The sequence below is a fragment of the Bradyrhizobium sp. AUGA SZCCT0283 genome (genome assembly GCF_018130385.1).
Lineage (GTDB): Bacteria > Pseudomonadota > Alphaproteobacteria > Rhizobiales > Xanthobacteraceae > Bradyrhizobium.
Window position 1 is genome coordinate 271334 of sequence record NZ_JAFCLU010000006.1, and the last position, 18016, is coordinate 289349.

Annotated in this window: 17 protein-coding genes; 5 read left to right on the top strand and 12 right to left on the bottom strand. The window is 62.8% G+C overall.

The window, feature by feature from the left end:
- Window positions 1-2 precede the first annotated feature (2 nt).
- The gene (locus JQ624_RS11630; RefSeq protein ID WP_212419012.1) at window positions 3-353 is read right to left on the bottom strand and encodes a helix-turn-helix transcriptional regulator; all 351 of its coding nucleotides are present in this window, start codon (window positions 351-353) and stop codon (window positions 3-5) included.
- A gap of 183 nt (window positions 354-536) precedes the next feature.
- On the opposite strand from JQ624_RS11630, the gene JQ624_RS11635 reads away from it, so the two are divergent.
- On the top strand, window positions 537-1283 hold the full coding sequence (locus JQ624_RS11635) for a class I SAM-dependent methyltransferase (RefSeq protein WP_212419013.1): 747 nt from the start codon (window positions 537-539) through the stop codon (window positions 1281-1283).
- Between the two features lie 45 nt (window positions 1284-1328).
- Here JQ624_RS11635 and uxuA read toward each other — a convergent pair whose 3' ends face one another.
- From uxuA to JQ624_RS11665, 6 genes are all read right to left on the bottom strand, one after another.
- Window positions 1329-2519 carry a mannonate dehydratase gene (gene uxuA, locus JQ624_RS11640; RefSeq protein WP_212419043.1) on the bottom strand — a complete coding sequence of 397 codons (1191 nt, stop codon included), beginning with the start codon at window positions 2517-2519 and terminating at the stop codon, window positions 1329-1331.
- 31 nt (window positions 2520-2550) lie between these two features.
- On the bottom strand, window positions 2551-3597 hold the full coding sequence (locus tag JQ624_RS11645; protein ID WP_212419014.1) for an L-idonate 5-dehydrogenase: 1047 nt from the start codon (window positions 3595-3597) through the stop codon (window positions 2551-2553).
- On the bottom strand, window positions 3594-5000 hold the full coding sequence (locus JQ624_RS11650; RefSeq protein WP_212419015.1) for a TRAP transporter large permease: 1407 nt from the start codon (window positions 4998-5000) through the stop codon (window positions 3594-3596). The genes JQ624_RS11645 and JQ624_RS11650 overlap by 4 nt, the downstream gene beginning before the upstream one ends.
- A 4-nt stretch (window positions 5001-5004) precedes the next feature.
- The gene (locus JQ624_RS11655) at window positions 5005-5583 is read right to left on the bottom strand and encodes a TRAP transporter small permease (protein ID WP_212419016.1); all 579 of its coding nucleotides are present in this window, start codon (window positions 5581-5583) and stop codon (window positions 5005-5007) included.
- Between the two features lie 82 nt (window positions 5584-5665).
- Entirely contained in the window at window positions 5666-6643 is a 978-nt protein-coding gene (locus JQ624_RS11660) for a sialic acid TRAP transporter substrate-binding protein SiaP (RefSeq protein WP_312014413.1), read from the bottom strand.
- An 81-nt stretch (window positions 6644-6724) separates the two neighbouring features.
- A complete protein-coding gene (locus JQ624_RS11665) occupies window positions 6725-7462 on the bottom strand; it encodes a FadR/GntR family transcriptional regulator (RefSeq protein WP_212419017.1) in 738 nt (245 codons plus the stop codon).
- A 121-nt stretch (window positions 7463-7583) separates the two neighbouring features.
- Here JQ624_RS11665 and JQ624_RS11670 point away from each other — a divergent pair, with 121 nt between their 5' ends.
- Window positions 7584-9104: a mannitol dehydrogenase family protein gene (locus JQ624_RS11670; RefSeq protein WP_212419018.1), complete on the top strand. Its 1521-nt coding sequence runs from the start codon at window positions 7584-7586 to the stop codon at window positions 9102-9104.
- A 60-nt stretch (window positions 9105-9164) separates the two neighbouring features.
- On the opposite strand, the gene JQ624_RS11675 is transcribed toward JQ624_RS11670, so the two are convergent.
- A complete protein-coding gene (locus tag JQ624_RS11675) occupies window positions 9165-9995 on the bottom strand; it encodes an alpha/beta hydrolase (RefSeq protein ID WP_212419019.1) in 831 nt (276 codons plus the stop codon).
- A 164-nt stretch (window positions 9996-10159) separates the two neighbouring features.
- Here JQ624_RS11675 and kynU point away from each other — a divergent pair, with 164 nt between their 5' ends.
- Both kynU and kynA read left to right on the top strand, forming a co-directional pair.
- Complete coding sequence (gene kynU, locus JQ624_RS11680) at window positions 10160-11353, top strand: kynureninase (RefSeq protein ID WP_212419020.1); 1194 nt, start codon at window positions 10160-10162, stop codon at window positions 11351-11353.
- Window positions 11350-12189, top strand: coding sequence for a tryptophan 2,3-dioxygenase (gene kynA / locus JQ624_RS11685; RefSeq protein ID WP_212419021.1), 840 nt, complete (start codon window positions 11350-11352; stop codon window positions 12187-12189). Before kynU ends, kynA begins: the two co-directional genes overlap by 4 nt.
- A gap of 22 nt (window positions 12190-12211) precedes the next feature.
- On the opposite strand, the gene JQ624_RS11690 is transcribed toward kynA, so the two are convergent.
- From JQ624_RS11690 to JQ624_RS11705, 4 genes are all read right to left on the bottom strand, one after another.
- Complete coding sequence (locus JQ624_RS11690) at window positions 12212-12676, bottom strand: RidA family protein (RefSeq protein WP_212419022.1); 465 nt, start codon at window positions 12674-12676, stop codon at window positions 12212-12214.
- Between the two features lie 19 nt (window positions 12677-12695).
- Window positions 12696-14393, bottom strand: coding sequence for a benzoate-CoA ligase family protein (locus tag JQ624_RS11695; protein ID WP_212419023.1), 1698 nt, complete (start codon window positions 14391-14393; stop codon window positions 12696-12698).
- Between the two features lie 186 nt (window positions 14394-14579).
- Complete coding sequence (locus JQ624_RS11700; RefSeq protein ID WP_409334315.1) at window positions 14580-16100, bottom strand: flavin-containing monooxygenase; 1521 nt, start codon at window positions 16098-16100, stop codon at window positions 14580-14582.
- A gap of 4 nt (window positions 16101-16104) precedes the next feature.
- The gene (locus JQ624_RS11705; RefSeq protein ID WP_212419025.1) at window positions 16105-16554 is read right to left on the bottom strand and encodes a cupin domain-containing protein; all 450 of its coding nucleotides are present in this window, start codon (window positions 16552-16554) and stop codon (window positions 16105-16107) included.
- Between the two features lie 369 nt (window positions 16555-16923).
- On the opposite strand from JQ624_RS11705, the gene JQ624_RS11710 reads away from it, so the two are divergent.
- The gene (locus tag JQ624_RS11710; protein WP_312014414.1) at window positions 16924-17943 is read left to right on the top strand and encodes an AraC family transcriptional regulator; all 1020 of its coding nucleotides are present in this window, start codon (window positions 16924-16926) and stop codon (window positions 17941-17943) included.
- Window positions 17944-18016: the final 73 nt, after the last annotated feature.

Here is an 18016-nt window from a genome sequence, read left to right on the forward strand (position 1 = left end):
CGCTATCGAACCCGTTCCAGCACCCTCTTCGGTTGGCGGACGGTCTTGCTCTTTGACTTGAGGGTTGTCTTGGGGGTTGTCCTGGGGGCTGTCTTGGGATTTGTAACATGTTCGCGAAGGCGCACCCCTCGCCCGCCTGTCGCGCTTGCGGCGCCCGGATTGATCAGCTCGATCCCGGCGCTCTCGAGCGCGGAAACCAGTTTCATCAGGGAATCGACGTTGGCGCGGATCACACCATCGCTGGCTTCCATGCGCTGGATGGTCGGCACCGAAAGATCGGCCAGCTCGGCCATTTGCCGCTGATCGATGCTCAGAAGCGCACGCGCGGCCCTGAGTTGATGGGCGGTAATCATGGGGGCAGTTCTCCCGGTTCGGCAGTGGATATATCTAGCCCATCCAAATTACGGTCTCAAGCATCAGCTTAGACGTTCAGTATATCAAACAGGAGGCCGCGCGGGCCTCTGCCCGATTGGCATCCGATTCACGACATGATAAACGATGTATCAGACATCCTATTTAATGCATGGTGACGACAGGTGCGGTTGCTGGGACGCTATCGGGGCAGGAACGGCGCAATCGAAATCGTCGAATGCTCCGCGGATGGAACGCGGATCTATTTCGAGGAAGGCGTCAGGCAGAGTCAGGCCACGCCCGACGGCGAGAGCGTCTTCAGCTACGTCAAGCTCATGGACGAGCTATTGCATCGCTCGACGAACATTCTCGTCCTGGGATGCGGCGGCGGAAACCTCGCCACCAGGCTGGCCCGTCTCGGAAAGAAACTGACGATCGTCGACAATAATCCGATCAGCTTCGTGATCGCTCAGAGATATTTTGGGCTGCCGGACGGATTGCCGCTGATGGTGTCCGACTTCCGGAAATTCATTCTCGATGACGATCTGCTTTACGATGCGATCGCCATCGATGTCGGAGGTCCGGATTTTCGCTTTGATGATGAATTCGACGTCGAGACCTGCGATGCCATCCGTGCGCGGCTGGCGCCCGGCGGCCGCATCGTCATGAACGTGCTGGTCGCGAACGATATCGACCCGGTAGCCGATCGCATCGCCGCGCGGCTTGCCGGCAACCGGCTGGGAACGTGGATCATCGACGAACAGGGCATCCAGGATCGAAATGCGATCATTGCATGCGTGCCGGAAAAGCAGTTGAACGCGCGTCCGGCGCTCGCCGAGGTGATGCAAAACAGCCTTGAGCGATGGTCGATCCGGCGAGGCAGATTGCGCGGCCGCGACCTCGGCGCGGCGTATTCCACCGCCGACAGCTAACCAGCCGCGCGGCGCACATCCTGTTTCTGTTGCGCGGACGCTGAGTCAGCCGGCGTGTTCGATGGCGCGGATCGCGCCGCGCAGTTCAGCGAGCCCGCGCAGCCGACCGATCGCGGTATAGCCGGGATTGGTCCGCTTGGTTTCCGCAAGGTCATCGAGCATGCGATGGCCGTGATCCGGCCGGAACACGATTTGATCCTTCGATGAACGCTTGCGGCTTTCGGCAAGCAGCGCCTTGAGCACCGCGATCATGTCGACGTCGCCATCGAGGTGATCGGACTCGAAGAACGACAGGCCGTCGCCTTCCCGCCTGGTCGCGCGCAGATGGGCAAAACCGATCCGCGGGGCGAAGCGTTTGGCCATCGCGGGCAGATCGTTTTCCGCGCGCACGCCGAGCGAGCCGGTGCAGAAGCAGATCCCGTTGGCCTTTGAAGGCACGGCATCGAACAGCGCCTGATAATCCTCTGCCGAGGATGCAATGCGCGGCAGGCCGAACAGCGGCCGCGGCGGATCGTCCGGATGCAGCGTCAACGTCACGCCGAGGGATTCGGCGACCGGCGTCACGCGCGCGAGGAACTCGCTGAGATGCCGACGCAACACCGCGGAATCGATGCCGCGATATTGCTGCAAGCGGTCGCGGAACTGCGGGATCGTCAGCGGATCAGTCGTGGAGCCCGGCAGCGCGCTGGCAATGTTGGTGACGAGGACATCGATATCGGCCTGCGTCATCCGCGAATAGACTTCCCTGGCGCGACGCCGCGCGGCCTCGGAATATTCGGCCGCCGCTTCCGGCCGCTCCAGGATATGCAGATCGAACGCCGCGAAGCGTTCCTGGTCGAAGCGCATCGCCTTGGCGCCGTTCGGCAGTTCCCATTCGAGATCGGTGCGGCACCAGTCGACGACCGGCATGAAATTGTAGCAGATGATCTTGATGCCGGCTGAAGCCACCGCCTCGAGGCTCGCGATCCAGGCCTCGATCGAGCGCGCTGCGCCGCCGCCGAGCCGCTTGACGTCATCGGGGATCGGAATCGATTCCACCACCGACCAGGTCAGCGGCGAACGGCCGGGCTGCGAATTCTCGATCAGGTTCTTGCGTTCTTCGACCGCCGCGCGCGTCCAGGCCTCGCCGATCGGCACCTGATGCAGCGCCGTCACCACATCGGTCGCGCCGGCCTGACGGATATCGTCGAGCGATACGGGGTCATTGGGCCCGTACCACCGCCATCCCTGCAACATCATGGGCGATCTCCCGAAAGAAGTTTGCCGATCAAGCCGTCAGCACGACCTTGACGCTTTGCGAACGATCAAGCGCCAGCCGCACCGCGTCGGGCGCGACCGCAAGCGGGCGCTGGGCCGTCACCAGCGACAGCACGTCGACGCTGCCGTCGGCGATCAGTTCGACCGCGGTGAAGAATTCGGATCCAAAGCGGAACGAGCCGCGGAGGTCGATCTCCTTGGCCATCACCGCATTCGCCGGCACCAGGATCTGCCCGCCGGGCAGATTGCCGATCTGGACTACGACGCCGCCGCGCCTGACGACGCCGACGGCGCTGGCAAGGCCAGCGGCCGTTCCGGAGACTTCAAACGCGACATCGAACGGAGATGCTGCAGCTTGCGCCTTCAGCGCCTCATCGCCGCCGGAAATATCGACGACATGATTGGCGCCAAGTCTTGTGGCAAACGCCAGCGGCGCTGCCGCGATATCGACGACGGTGGTCTCCGCGATCCCTGCGCGCTGCGCCGCCAGCATGGTCAGCAAGCCGATAGGACCGGCGCCGAACAGCACGGCGCGCTTGCCAGTGACGTCACCGGCGCGGGCGACCGCATGCAGGCACACCGCGAGCGGCTCGGCGAGCGCCGCCGCCTGATACGTCACGTGATCGGGAATCTTCACGCATTGCGCCGGGATGGCGTCGAAGTAGGACGCAAAGCCGCCCTGCATATGCGGGGTCTTCGAGGCCGAGCCCATGAAGAAGATGTTCTCGCAGAGATTGGGCCGGTTCTCGCGGCAAGGCTTGCAATGGCCGCACCAGCGCGACGGGTTGAGAGCAACGCGGTCGCCGACCTTCACGCCGGGCGCGGAGCCCGCGATCTCGACGACTTCACCCGCGATCTCGTGGCCGAGCACCAGCGGCGAGGTCACCACGAAATCGCCAGTGCGGGCATGGCGATAATAATGCATGTCGGAGCCGCAAATGCCGCCGGCGCCGAAACGGATGCGCACCATGCCCGACGCCAAGGGATCGAGCGGCCGCTCGACCATGCGTAGATCTTCCGGGCCGAACAAGGTTGCGGCCAAAGCCATCGATGTCATTTTGAGAGTCCCATATATTTAGGCAGCCAGAGCGTCAGCTCCGGGATGTAGGTGATGGCGACGAGCGCCAGCAGCAGCGGCACCAGCCACGGTAGGATCGCCATCGTCGTGCGCTCGACGGACAATTTCGCCACGCGCGCAAGCACGAACAGCACCATGCCGAGCGGCGGGTGAAGCAGCCCGATCATCAAGTTCAGCGTCATGATCAGGCCGAAATGAATGGGATCGATGCCCAGTTTCAGAACGATCGGCAGCAGGATCGGCACCAGGATAGTGATCGCCGCGATGGTGTCGATGAAACAGCCGACGAACAGGATCAGGATGTTGGCGAGTAGGAGAAACACCCATTTGTTGTGGGTGATCCCCAGTATGACGTCGGTCAGCGTTTGCGCCGCCTGCGACACCGTCAGCAGCCAGGCGAAGATCGAGGCCGCGGTGACGATGAACAGCACCGAGGCTGTCGTCTCGATGGTGTCGAACGTCGCTTTCGCTACCGTCTGCAGCGTCATCGAGCGGTAACGCACCAGCCCCAGAAACAGCGACCAGATCACGGCTGCGACCGCGGCTTCGGTCGGCGTGAACCAGCCGAGCGTCATGCCGCCGATCAGAATGACCGGCGCCATCAAAGCCATCACGGCGGAGAAATCAAAATACCAGTCGAGCGCCAGCAGCGCCACGAGGCCGATGCCGACCGCCAAGTTCACCGACATCCCGGCGACGACCAAGAGCCAGACCACCAGTGGAAATGCGAGAACGATGAAGATCTCGAGGGCGGCCGAGCCGATTTGCGGCCAGGAGAACGGCGCGTCGCTGCCCCAGCCGTTCTTGTGGGCGAAATAGGCCACCGTCGCCATCATGGCCAAGGTCATGACCACACCGGGAATCACGCCGCCGAGAAACAGTGCGCCGATCGAGACGTTCGCCATCATGCCGTAGATCACGAACGGCAGCGACGGCGGAATGATCGGCCCAAGCGTGGCGGACGCTGCCGTCACGCCGACGGCAAACTCGGTCGAGTAGCCGTGGTCCTTCATCGCCTTGATTTCGATGGTGCCGAGGCCTGCGGCATCGGCGATCGCGGTGCCGGACATGCCCGAAAAGATCACCGAGCCGACGATGTTGACGTGGCCGAGACCGCCGCGCATCCACCCCACCAGCGCGACCGCGAATTTGTAGATGCGGCCCGTCACGCCCGCGATGTTCATGAGATTGCCGGCCAGAATGAAGAACGGCACGGCCAGCAGCGGAAAGCTCTCGACGCCGGCGATCATGCGCTGCGCCAGCGTCACGTCGGGCGTGATGCCGGTGACGAGAATGTAGATCAGCGACGACACCGCCATGGCCAGCGCGACCGGCAGGCCAACCAGCATCAGCAGCAGAAATCCCCCAAGCAGCAGCAGCATCGCCCTAGCCTTCCGTTCCGTCGAATGCGCCGGGGCGCTCCAGGATCGAATAACCCCGCCGCCAGTTTTCGACCGCGATCTGGATCGAGCGTGCGAACATCATCGCGAAGCCGAGCAGCACGGCGTAATAGACGAAGCCTTTTTGAAATTTGATCGTCGTCATCCGCTCGTCGCCGATGATCTGGATGAACTGCCACACCAGCTTGATCGCATAGCCGAAGAACGCGATGCGGATCAGGTCGATGACGGTCGACAGCGCGCGCGCTGGAGCATGCGGCAAGTAGCGGAAGATCAGGTCGACCTGGATGTGCCGCGACAGCCGCACGCACATCGCCGAGCCGATGAACACCACGCCGATCAGGCAGTAGGTCGCGATCTCCTCGGTCCAGGCATAGCTGTCGTTGAGGACATAGCGGGTGAAGAACTGCAGGAACACCGACAGCGCCATGACCCAGAAGATCACCAGCGCCAGCCAGTCCTCGGGCGCATATTGGCTCAGATCCGCGCCCTTGGGGACCTCGTCCTCGAAGGTATGGGCGATCTCGTCCGCCGTGATCTGCTTGTGAACCTCAACCGTCGACATGCGCCCTCCCCGAGCTGGGCTTTGAGAAGTCTCCGCCGCACCTGCCGCGAACGCGGCAGGTGCGGTCGGAAGTCTTAGCCGCCTACTTCACCGCCTGGATGCGGTCCCAGTCAGACTTGCGGTAGTCGAAACTTTCAAAACTCGTGGTCTTGATCACGGTGTCACGGAACTCGTCCTTGTTGACCTCGGTGACGGTCAGACCCTTCTGCTTGAAGAAATCGACCAGCTTGGCTTCGTTGGCCTTGATCTCGGCGGTGGCCTTCGCCGCCGCTTCCTGCGCGACGTCGGTGAAGATCTTGCGATCTTCTTCCGAGAGCTTCTTCCAGAGCGCACCGGCGACGACCGTATTGAGGTGATCGACGATGTGGCCGGTCAGCACGATGTGCTTCTGCACCTCGTAGAATTTCTTCGCTTCGATCGTGGTGAGCGGATTTTCCTGGGCCTCCACGGTGCCGTTCTGCAAGGCGAGATAGACCTCGGCAAAGGCGATCGGCGCGGTGTTGGCGCCGCAGGCGCGCGGCATCGCGAGATAAGCCGGAACGTCAGGCACCCGCATCTTGAGGCCCTTCATGTCGGCGCAGGCCTTGATCGGCTTGTTCGACGAAGTGTGGCGCACGCCGTAATAGGTCACCGCCACGATGTGGTGGCCGCTCTTGTCCTCGTAACCCTTCGCAAGCTCCTTGAAGACGTCGCTCTTGGTGTAGGCCAGCAAATGCTCGGCGTCGCGAAAGGTGTAGGGGTAGTAGGTCACGCCGATCGGCGGGTAGCTTTTGGCGGCGAAGCTCGAGCCGGAAATGATCATGTCGACCGAGCCGAGTGCGAGCCCCTGGTTGATGTCGGTTTCCTTGCCGAGCTGCGAGGCCGGATAGACATCGATCTGATAACGCCCATTGGTGCGCTTGTTGATTTCACCGGCGGCCCAGACGGAAGCGGTGTGGAACGGCTCCGACGTTTCGTAGACGTGGGCCCATTTGAGCTTGGTCTGCGCCATGCCCGATGTGGTCGCGGCCAACAGCGCAGCGGCAGACGCCGCGAATGCAATCGTCAATTTTTTCAACACGTGAATTTCCTCCGTTGCTACAATTTTTCTTTGTTACTCAACCGGCCCGGCATTTCGCCGGACCGTTCGAATTCTCTTCGTTCAGCCGCTCCTTGCGCGGACACGGGATGTGGACGGCGCTTCCGTTCCGAAGTTTTGTGCAAAGCGCGCCTGCGAACGCGCCAGGTGGTCGCGCATCGTCACGCGCGCCGCGTCCGGATCATGTGCGGCAATGGCATCGCGGATCGCGCGATGCTCGGCCAGCGCCGCATTCCAGGATTTTGGATTTTCGAAATAATGCGCAAGCTTGGCGAAGTAGGGATTGAGCCGCTGGTCGAACAACTCGCCGACCACACGGACCAGCACGGCGTTGTCGAGACAGCTGGCTACAGCTACATGAAACGCGCGGTCATGGATCATCGAGGCTTCGCCGGGATGCTGCACGGTGGCCATCGCTTCCAGTGAAGCGTCGATGCGCGCGATGTCCTCGGATGTCGCTACCCGCGCCGCCTGTTCGGCGATGGCGCCTTCGAGGAATTCGCGCGCGCGCAGCAGTTCGAACGGGCCTTCGATCTCGGCCGCCGCCGGCAAGAGCGGCGCGAGCGCCGCCGGTTCGCTGACATAAATTCCGGAACCGACGCGGATCCGAACCCGGCCCTCGACTTCGAGCGCGATCAGCGCTTCGCGCACGGTCGGCCGCGACACCTTCAACTGTTCGGCCAGATCGCGTTCGGTCGGAAGACGGCTGCCCACGCGATATTCGCCGCTGTCGATCAAGGCGCGGAGCTGATCGGCAACCTGGCGATAAAGGCGTCGCGCTTCCACGGCTTCGAGCGGCACGCTCGGCTCTCCCTGACGATCCCCTGAGTGAATCGATTTTTCTTGCTTTGATCGGGTCAAGGCCAATAAATCGGGACATTGGCCTTACCAATTGACCAAAGATTGATAGATCGAGCCTGCTATGTCAAGCGAAACGGCGAAAAGCCCGCCTTCCGGCCCGAAAGACGGCGATTTTCGCCTCTCGAATGCCAACCTTCCCCGGCTTCCCGGCCAGATCCGGCGTCCGGCCTATGACCGATCGGACGTCACGCCAGGCATCGTTCATCTCGGAATTGGCGCGTTCCACCGGGCGCACCAGGCGGTGGTGATCGACGACCTCCTTGCGGGTGGCGCCACCGATTGGGGAATCGTTGGGGCCAGCTTGCGCAGTCCGGAAACGCGCGATGCCCTCGCCCCGCAGGATTGCCTCTACACGCTCACCGTTCGTTCCGGCGCGGGGACCGAGCACCGGATCATCGGTTCGGTACTCGCATGCGAAGTCGCCAACGAGAAGCCCGCCCCTTTGATCGCGCGCCTGACCCACCCGGCCACGCGCATCGTCTCGCTGACGGTCACCGAGAAGGGCTATTGTCATACGCCGCAAACCGGCGACCTGGACGAGCACCATCCCGACATCGTTCATGACCTGCAGAATCCGGGCACGCCGCGCTCGGCCATCGGATTTCTCGTCGCCGCGCTGGCGCGCCGGCGGATTGCGGGTGCTGCCCCCTTCACTGTTCTGTCGTGCGACAATCTCACCGCCAATGGCCATACCGTCGGGCGGATCGTGACGCAGTTCGCCGCCTTGCGATCGCGCAATCTCGCCAAATGGATCGAAGCCGAGGTGGCCTTCCCTTCGACCATGGTGGACCGCATCGTGCCGGAGACCACCGACCTCGACCGATCAGAGATTTCCTCCGCGCTCGGCATGACCGACGCGTGGCCGGTGGTGACGGAGCCGTTCACGCAATGGATCGTTGAAGATCGCTTTCCGGCAGGACGGCCGGACTTCGCGGCCGCAGGCGTGCAAATGGTCTCGGATGTGACGCCGTTCGAGCACATGAAACTGCGGCTGCTCAACGCCAGTCACTCGGCGCTGGCCTATCTCGGCTATCTCGCCGGCCATGAGACCATCGCTTCCACCATGACCGATCTTCGCTTTGCGGCGTTTGCCCGGCAGGTCATGCAGGACGCGGCGCCGACGCTGACGATGCCTGAAGGCACCGATATTGCGGCCTACAGTGCGTCGCTGCTGCAGCGCTTTTCCAATGCCGCGCTGCATCACCGTACGTGGCAGATCGCGATGGACGGCTCGCAGAAACTGCCGCAGCGGCTGCTCGCCACCATGCAGGACCAGTTGCGGCTGGGCCTTTCGATTGACACGCATGCGCTCGCGGTAGCCGGCTGGATGCGCTACGTCACCGCAAAGGACGAACAGGGACGCGCCATCGACGTCCGCGATCCACTTGCGAAGGAACTGGCTGAGATCGCCGAGCGCGCCGGCCCAGTCGCGGAGCGACTTGCTCCCGCGCTGCTGGAGGTGCACTCCATTTTCGGTGCGCTTGGCAGCGATCCTCGCATGCGCAGCGCCGTCACCGAAGCGCTCTCAAAACTCTATGCACTCGGTGCACGTCAGACGGTGCAAACGTTTCAGCCAGCATGATTGGTAAGTCACCTGGCGGCGCCACACCGCGACCGCCGTTCATTTCGGAAATTCAGCAGGCTACGGAGACAACAACGTCCTGGTCAGTGGGTGATAGGGATCGGCGAGCCCGTCGATGACATCGAAATGATGCCGGCCGGGTTCTTCGATCATGCGGGTTTTCGCGCCGAGCCCGGTCCAGATGTTGGCGAGAAGCGCGTTCTGGCGGACGAATTCCGGGCGCTCGGCGCTGCCCACCCAGCACGTCACGCGTGCATTCTGCATCGGCTCCAGCAATGCGGGGCTTTCCGCGAGCGCCTCGGCCTCGTCGATCCGAAGGTCCGTATTCATGGCGGCCTTCATCAGCGGACGAAGGTCATGAACGCCGGAAATGGATACGGTGTGGCTGATGCGCGCACGGACATCGTCCGGGAGCGGCGACGTCGCCGAAATCATGCGTGTCACGAGATGCCCGCCGGCGGAATGGCCGGTCAGAAAAAGCGGGCCTTCGACCATCGCGGCGGCGCGCTCGACGGCCGCGGCAATTTCGCGCGTGATCTCGGAGATGCGTACGTCCGGGCACAGCGTGTAGGAGGGCATCGCCACCGCATAGCCGCCTTCAACCGATCCGCGCGCGAGATGCGACCAAAAGCTCTTGTCGAGCGCCTTCCAGAATCCGCCGTGGACGAAGACGACCAGACCCTTTGGCCGGCCTTCCGGTCCGAAGAGATCGAAGCGGTTTCGTGTGCGCTCGCCATAGCTGATATCGAGCGTCGCGCGGCCGCTGCCTTGAAGTGCGTCGCGATAGGCCTGTGCGGGTTGCACCCACGCGGCCGGCCAGCGTTCGCCGCCCGGAATGTTCGGAGCATTCGCATAGGCGTCGTTCCAGTCGGAAATCTGACGAAAAATCACGCGGTTCGGTTTCCATTCGATTCTGTGGGGCCTGGCGGATGTCCGATCGATACCCGCAGGCAACCAGTCTATACTGAGAAGCGCATGTTCCGCCCATAAATTTCAAGCTTGAAATAATTGATATCAGCGCGAATAATTCCACCGGGCGCGCACCAGGGAAAGACATGACCGATTTCACGCGAACAAAATCCCGGTTCGTCATCCCGGATGGCTTGATCTATCTGGACGGCAATTCGCTCGGTCCCCTGCCCGTTGCAGCCGCCGATCGCGTCGGCCGCATGATATCGGAGGAATGGGGCAAGCACCTCATCAAGGGCTGGAACGTCGCCGGGTGGATGACGCAGCCGCGGCGTGTCGGCGACCGCATCGGCCGGTTGATCGGCGCTGCCGACGGGACGGTGGTCGTGGGCGATACGCTGTCCATCAAAGTCTACCAGGCGCTGGCCTCCGCGCTCGGGCTCAATCCGTCGCGGCGCGTGATCTTGTCGGACACCGGCAACTTTCCTTCCGATCTCTACATCGCCAGCGGTCTGCTTGAATCGCTCGACCGTGGCTACGAGTTGAAGGTCGTGGCCCCCGAAGACGTCGAAGCCGCCATCGACGAGACGATCGCGGTGCTGATGCTGACCGAGGTCGACTATCGCACCGGCCGGCTGCACGACATGAGCGCACTGACGCGCAGGGCGCATGCCGCCGGCGCGTTGACGGTCTGGGATCTGGCGCATTCCGCGGGTGCTATTCCGGTCGAGTTGGAAGGTGCCGAAGCCGATTTCGCAGTCGGCTGCACCTACAAATATCTCAATGCCGGTCCTGGCGCCCCAGCCTTCATCTATGTCGCGCCGAAGCACGCCGATACGGCGCGGCCGGCGCTTTCCGGTTGGATGGGTCATCACGCGCCCTTTGCCTTTGACCTTGACTATCGGGCCGGGCCGGGCATTGAGCGAATGCGGGTCGGTACACCCCCGATCATTGCGATGGCCGCACTCGACGCCGCCCTCGACGTCTGGGACGGCGTCAGCATGACCGACGTGCGCCATGCATCGATCGCGCTCGCAGACCTTTTCATCCGCGAAGTCGAAGGACGTTGTCCCGAGCTGACGCTGGCTTCGCCGCGGGACGGAAAGCAGCGCGGCAGCCAGGTTTCGTTTCGTCACCCGGATGGCTACGCGATCATGCAGGCGCTGATCGCGCGCGACGTGATAGGCGACTTCCGCGCGCCGGACATGATGCGCTTCGGCTTTACGCCGCTCTACATCGGAGAAGCCGAGGTTCGCGCGGCAGTCGAAATCATCGCCGACGTCTTGACCAATCGCCGCTGGGATAGCGCGGAATACCGCAAAAAGGCGCTCGTAACATGACTGGCAAGCCCGACGACTCCTCGCGTGAGGGAGCCCAGATGTCGTTCGAAGGGCGCATGTCCTACAGCGATTATCTGCATCTGGAACGCGTTCTGGACGCGCAAGAGCCGCTCTCGGACGCGCATGACGAGCTGCTGTTCATCATCCAGCACCAGACTTCCGAACTCTGGATGAAGCTGGCCATCCACGAAATCCGTTCCGCCATCAAGGCGATCCGCCACGACCAGTTGCAGCCCGCCTTCAAGATGCTGTCGCGCGTCTCCCGGATCTTCGAGCAGCTCAATACTGCCTGGGACGTGTTGCGGACGATGACACCCAGCGAATACACCGAGTTTCGCGATCAGCTCGGACAGTCCTCGGGTTTCCAGTCATACCAGTACCGCGCGATCGAGTTCCTCGCCGGCAATCGCAATTTGGCGCTGCTTGGCCCGCACGCCCACCGCGCCGACATCATGGCAAAGCTCGAGGAAATTCTCGCCGAGCCGGGCCTCTATGACGAGGCGCTGCTGCTCTTGGCGCGCAATGGTTTTGACATTGGCGAGGACGCATGCCGAACCGACTGGCGCATCAAGCGCACGCCAAACGACGAGGTTTTGGCGGCCTGGAAGACCGTCTATGCGTCGCCGGCGAAACACTGGATGCTCTACGAGCTGGCGGAAAAGCTGGTCGATTTCGAAGACTATTTCCGCCGCTGGCGCTTCAACCACGTCACGACGGTCGAGCGCATCATCGGCCTGAAGCGCGGCACCGGCGGCACGTCGGGCGTCTCCTACTTGCGCAAGATGCTCGAGGTCGAACTTTTCCCGGAACTCTGGAAGCTGCGAACAGAGCTCTGAGACGACACCTGATAAGCGGGTTTCAGCGCGGCACTACCGCGGTCGCCTCGATCTCGACGAGCGCCGCCTTCTCGACCAGGCGCACCACCTGCACCAGTGCCATTGCCGGATAATGCGCGCCAAAAATCTCGCGATAGACGCGGCCGAGCTCTTTCAGGCTTGCAAGATATTCCTCGATGTCGACGACATACCAGGTCAACCGCACCAGATGCGCAGGGCTGGCGCCGCCCTCGGCAAGAATCTCGGAAATGTTGGAGAGCGTCTGGCGTACCTGTGCGACGAAGTCCGGCGCCAGATGCCCTTGCGTATCCCAGCCGATCACGCCGCCAGTCACCACAAGCCGGCCATCGGCGGCCATGCCGTTGGCGTAGCCTTTCGGCATCGGCCAGCCGCTCGGCTGCAGCACTTGCGGGCCCGACGACGAGGTATCGGTCTTGGGATGAGGCACCACGCTCAGTGTGGGGCCTTTGGGGGCGGTCACCGGCATTCTCCATCAGGTTCAAACGTCATTCCGCTGCGATGCCTGGCGACGCCGGGCCGCCCGCGGCCATCTGCCTCAGCGCAAAGCGCCTCAGCTTGCCGGTCTCGGTCTTCGGCAGTTGCGCGACATATTCGATCGCACGCGGATATTTGTACGGCGCAATGGTCTGTTTGACGTGATCCTGCAACGCCTGCGTCAACGCGGCGTCGCCCTTGGCACCACCCGCCAGAACCACATAGGCCTTGACGATCATGCCGCGCGCCTCGTCGGGCGCGCCGACCACGCCGCATTCGGCGACGGCAGGATGCGACAGCAAGGCAGTCTCGACCTCGGGGCCCGCAATGTTGTAGCCGGAGGAGACGATCATGTCGTCCGAGCGGGCGACAAAGGACAGCCGGCCGGTCGCGTCGCGGACGAAGGAATCGCCCGTCAGATTCCAGCCGTCGCGCACATAGTTCGATTGCCTCTTGTCGGCGAGATAGCGGCAGCCGGTCGGCCCGCGCACCGCGAGCTTGCCGACGGTACCATCAGGCAATTCGTTCATGTTGTCGTCGACGATCTTCGCCTCATAGCCGGAAACCGGTAGCCCCGTCGTCCCGGCAACCGCGTCACCGACGCGGTTAGTGATGAAGATGTGCAGCAGTTCCGTCGAGCCGATGCCGTCGAGAATGGTCTTGCCGGTCTTGCGGGTCCAGTTTTCGAACACCGGCGCCGGCAAGGTTTCGCCGGCGGAGACCGCAATCCGCAGCGACGACAGATCGGCGCCCTTGTCCATCGCGGCCATCATCGCGCGATATGCCGTCGGCGAGGTGAAGCAGATCGTCGCCTTGTAGGTCTCGATGATCTTGACCATTTCGGGAGGCGCCGCGTTTTCCAATAGCGTTGCGGTGGCGCCGAACCGCAACGGGAAGATTGCGAGCCCGCCGAGCCCGAACGTAAAGGCCAGCGGGGGCGAGCCGACGAAAACATCGTCCTCGGTGACGTTGAGGACTTCCCTGGCGTAACCGTCCGCGACGATCATGAGGTCGCGATGGAAGTGCATCGTCGCCTTGGGTTCGCCCGTCGTACCCGACGTAAATCCAAGCAGGGCGACGTCGTCGCGTCCCGTTTTCACGGCGTCGAACTTCACCGGCTTGTTCAGCGCCACCCGATCGAGCTCGGCATCATGGTTGGACGTGCCGTCGAAATTCACCACCTGCTTGAGGAAACGGCTGGTCTTCGCGCAGGCGACCAGTTCATCGGCAATGCGGCTGTCGGTCAGCGCCAGCGCAATCTCGGCCTTGTCAACGATCTTGCCCAGTTCGCCGGCGCGCAGCATCGGCATGGTGTTGACGACGACGGCGCCGGCCTTGGTGGCCGCAAGCCAGGCCGCGACCAGCGCCGGGTTGTTGCCGGAACGGATCAGGACGCGGTGGCCGGGCTTGACGCCGTAATTCTCCACCAGCGCATGCGCGAGGCGGTTGGACCAATCGGCCAGTTCCTTGTAGGTCCGCTGGCGGCCGTTACCGATCAGCGCGATCCGGTCGCCCCAGCCTTTTTCGACGATACGATCGGTCAGTTCGACCGCGGCATTCAGATATTCCGGATATTGAAACTCGGGCCGGTCGAGCAGCAGGTCCGGCCATTGTTCAGACGGCGGCAGGTTTCGCCGCGCGAAATCGTCGACATGGCCCGACGGGCCAAGAGACCCACCAAGAGGTTGGCTGGGAGTTCTACCTGACATTTTCATCTCCCCTCGCTTCCATCAATGAAAGGCTCGAGATCAATATCGAGGACGCCCGGCAACGCCGTCTCGCAAATCATTTTAGGCTTAAAACAATTTTTCGCAAGTGCGGAATCAAGGGTGGAATCACGCCTCTCCCCGCCGCCGGGACCTGGCGGCGGCAGCGTCATGGGAACCCGGCCTCCGTCAGGCTGCGCGGTAAGCCGGCGCCGAGGCCAGGAAGCGGCCATAAGCCGCGGCATCGGGCGGGGTAAATTTCTCCACCAACGGGTTGGCCCGCCGTCCGGATACGCCGATATCGGCCATCAACTCGTCAAAATGCTTGAAGTGATAGGGTGCCACGCACAGCCCGCCATAGACGCCGGCCGCCGGCCGTTCGACGCGCTTGAAATGCAGCATCATCTCAATGTTGTCCCGCATCTCCCTGGGCGTCGGCTGACGGGCGAGCTGGCCATCGGCGTAGCGCACCAGCCAGTTCGCCGCGAGGTCTGCGCATAGCACCGTGCAGAAGCTGGAATTGAAACCGACGAATCCCATCTCCGGCAGGTCCGGATTGGCGATCAGCCGATAGAGCCGGTATTGCCCGTCGGGATCGATCAGTCTGTCGCGGTAGGCCTGCGGCAGGAACGGTACGCCCAGTTTGTAACCGATCGCGAGCACGGCCACATCGGCCTCGACGCGCTGCCCGCCGGTCATCACGATGGATTTGCCGTCGTAGCGCTCGAAGCTGCCTCTAATGGCCTTGATGCGGCCGTCGGCGACCATCGGAAAGAAGCCCGGGGTAGCGATCGGCACCGAGCAGTTGACGCCATCCTCGATCCGCTCGTTCGGCACCATGTCGCATTTGCCGAGCTTGAGCTGAACTTTCAGGAGACTCTCCAGCCCGCGCCAGTTGGCCCAGACGAGCGGCTTTGCGACCGCATGCGCGAACCGCGACATCGCGCCGATGCCCCAGCTCCGGAACATCTCCTCCTGCGCGCGGATGTAGAGAATGCGTTTGAAATTGACCAGGCCGCCGATGAAATAGGGAATCCGCCACACCGGCTCGCGGTACACCAGCGTCACTTCGGCAGCGCCGGAATTGACCGCGTTGACCGCAATGTCCGTCGCCGACTTCGAACCGCCGAGCACGACAAGCTTGCGGCCTTTGGCGATCATCGGATCGTTGTATTGCGAGGAGTGCAGGATGCGCCCGCCCTGCGCCTTGAAAGTGTCTTCACCGGGCAGGCTGAGCGTCTGGGGCTCGTTGAACTGCCCGGTACACACTGCGACGAAATCGAAATCCTCGTGACTGATGCCGCCATCCGGCCCCCGCAGCTCGAGCCGCCAGCCGGGCGCGGAATCGGGGCGGCGATCCATCTGCACCACGGCCGTGTTGATGCGGATCGCGCCGAGGAGATCGTTGTCCTTGGCGTACTCGGTGAGATAGGCGTGAACCTGCGGACCCTTCGGCCATTCCGGATAAGAATCCGGCATCGCCTTGTCGGTGTAACAATAGAGATCCTTCGGGCTTTGCGTTTGCACCTCCGGATAGGACCGCGCCGGCTCCCAGACGCCACCGAGATCACCGCTGCGCTCGATGACCGTGATCTGATGTCCGCGCGCGGCAAAGGCTTTTGCCGCCGCAAGTCCGGATACGCCTGCGCCAATGACGCAGACTTTCTTTCGGCTGACCATGACGACGCCTCCAGTGAGGGATGAGTTCAGGGAGTTATTCGTTGGCCTCGGGCGGCAGGAAGTTCACTTCATGCTGCGCGGAGATCCGCACCACCTCTTCGGGATCGGTCAGATTGTGGAGCTGGTTGAACAGCGCCTCGAGCTTCTGCATCGGCGACACCCAGAACAGCGCGCGCGCCGGCTTGTCGGACTTGTTGAAATAGCCATGCGGAATGCCGCGCGGCATCCGAACGAGGTCACCGGCCTTGGCCTGCACCCAGACGCCGTCGAGCTTGAGGTCGAGGGTGCCCTCCTGCACCAGGATGAATTCATCCTGCGTCGGGTGGACGTGGACCGGCACGAACTGGCCCGGCTCGCTGTTGGTCTCGAAGGCAAAGGTTGAATCGGACACGGCTTTGGGGAAGTAGACCTGACCGAGGATGTTCCAGGTCTTGCCGCCGTAGCCGGTGCCATTTTTGGTGATGCCTTTTTCGAGTGCTGCCATGTCGCCATCTCCTGTGTCGCGTTTGTTGTGGTTGCGAAGGTCAGAATGGTTCGCACAGGCTCTGCCGCAGCAGGTCGGCCGTCTAGCCGGAAAACGAATCCCGCCTGCTTCAGGTTAGGATTTTCGGATTTGCTGCGGCGCGAAACGATCAGGTGTCGTCATTCCGGGGCGATGCGAAGCATCGAACCCGGAATCCATCGGGCGGCATTGCTTGGCGTGAGATGGATTCCGGGCTCGCGCTGCGCGCCCCGGAATGACGGGAGAGAGAGCATTGCCCTCCGATCAGGCACCCCGCGGCCATCAAATCGCCTTCCCAACCACCGCGCCCGCAGATATTATAGGCTTCAAATAATGCGAAGGGCCGGGCCCGTGGCGAGAGCTACCAGCATTCCCCAGCATGACGCCGCCGCCCGGCTGGCGGCGTTCAACCGCGTTTCGACCGATAGCGTCGACGCTGCCGCCGACGCGGTCGGGCGGATATTCTGCCCGCATCGCCTTACGCCCGAGCACAGGACATCACCGGACTTTTTTGCGCTGCATAACAGCGCAGTCTTTGGCGGATTCTCCGTCAATTACGTCGCCTATGGCGGGTCGGTGACGATCGACCCCGGCTGTCTCGAGCACTTCTTCCTGTTGCAAATCCCCATGCATGGTTCGGCGCGGATCCAAACGGCGGCGCGCGACATCGCAGCCGCTCCCGGCGCCTGCGCTTCGCTATTGTCGCCGACGATTCCCACCCGAATGACCTGGCAGGGCAATTGCGCCCAGCTCATTCTTCTGGTCGATCGCCGCCTCCTGGAGCAACGGGCCGCGGCGCTGTCGGGCCGGCCGGCTAGCGCGGTAGAGTTCGAACCCGCGGTCGATCTCTCTGCTGCAGGCGGCCAAGCGCTTCAATCGCAAATTCTGGAACTCGTCGATCTCGCCGAGTGCCTCGGCCCGCAACGGCCGCTTTCGCCGATGGCAGCGGCCAATCTGCGCGAGATGCTGTTGGGTACTTTGCTCCACGGCCAGCGCCACAGCGCCAGCGATGCGATCGACCGATTTGGCGGCCGGGCTGAAACGCTGCCGCAGTCGTTGCGGCGGGCGCGCGAGTTTCTCCATGCGCATGCGGAAGAGCCGCTCGACCTTGCGCAACTGGCGGAAGTCGCGGGCACGGGTATTCGCGCGCTGCAGCTCGGCTTCCAGCGGCATTTCGGAACGTCGATCTCGGAGATGCTGCGCGACATCCGGCTTGCGCATCTCAATGTCAGATTGGCCGCCGCCTCTCCTGACCAAAGCATCACCGACATCGCATTCGAGCTTGGATTTACCCATCTCAGCCGGATGGCGAGCGCCTATCGCGCCAAGTTCGGCGAGACGCCGTCGGCAACCCTGCGCGGGATGAACTAGTGGTTCATCATAGTGATTTTGACGTTTTGATACCGAGCCATTGGAGGATCGGCAAGCTTTCGGGCGGCACGAG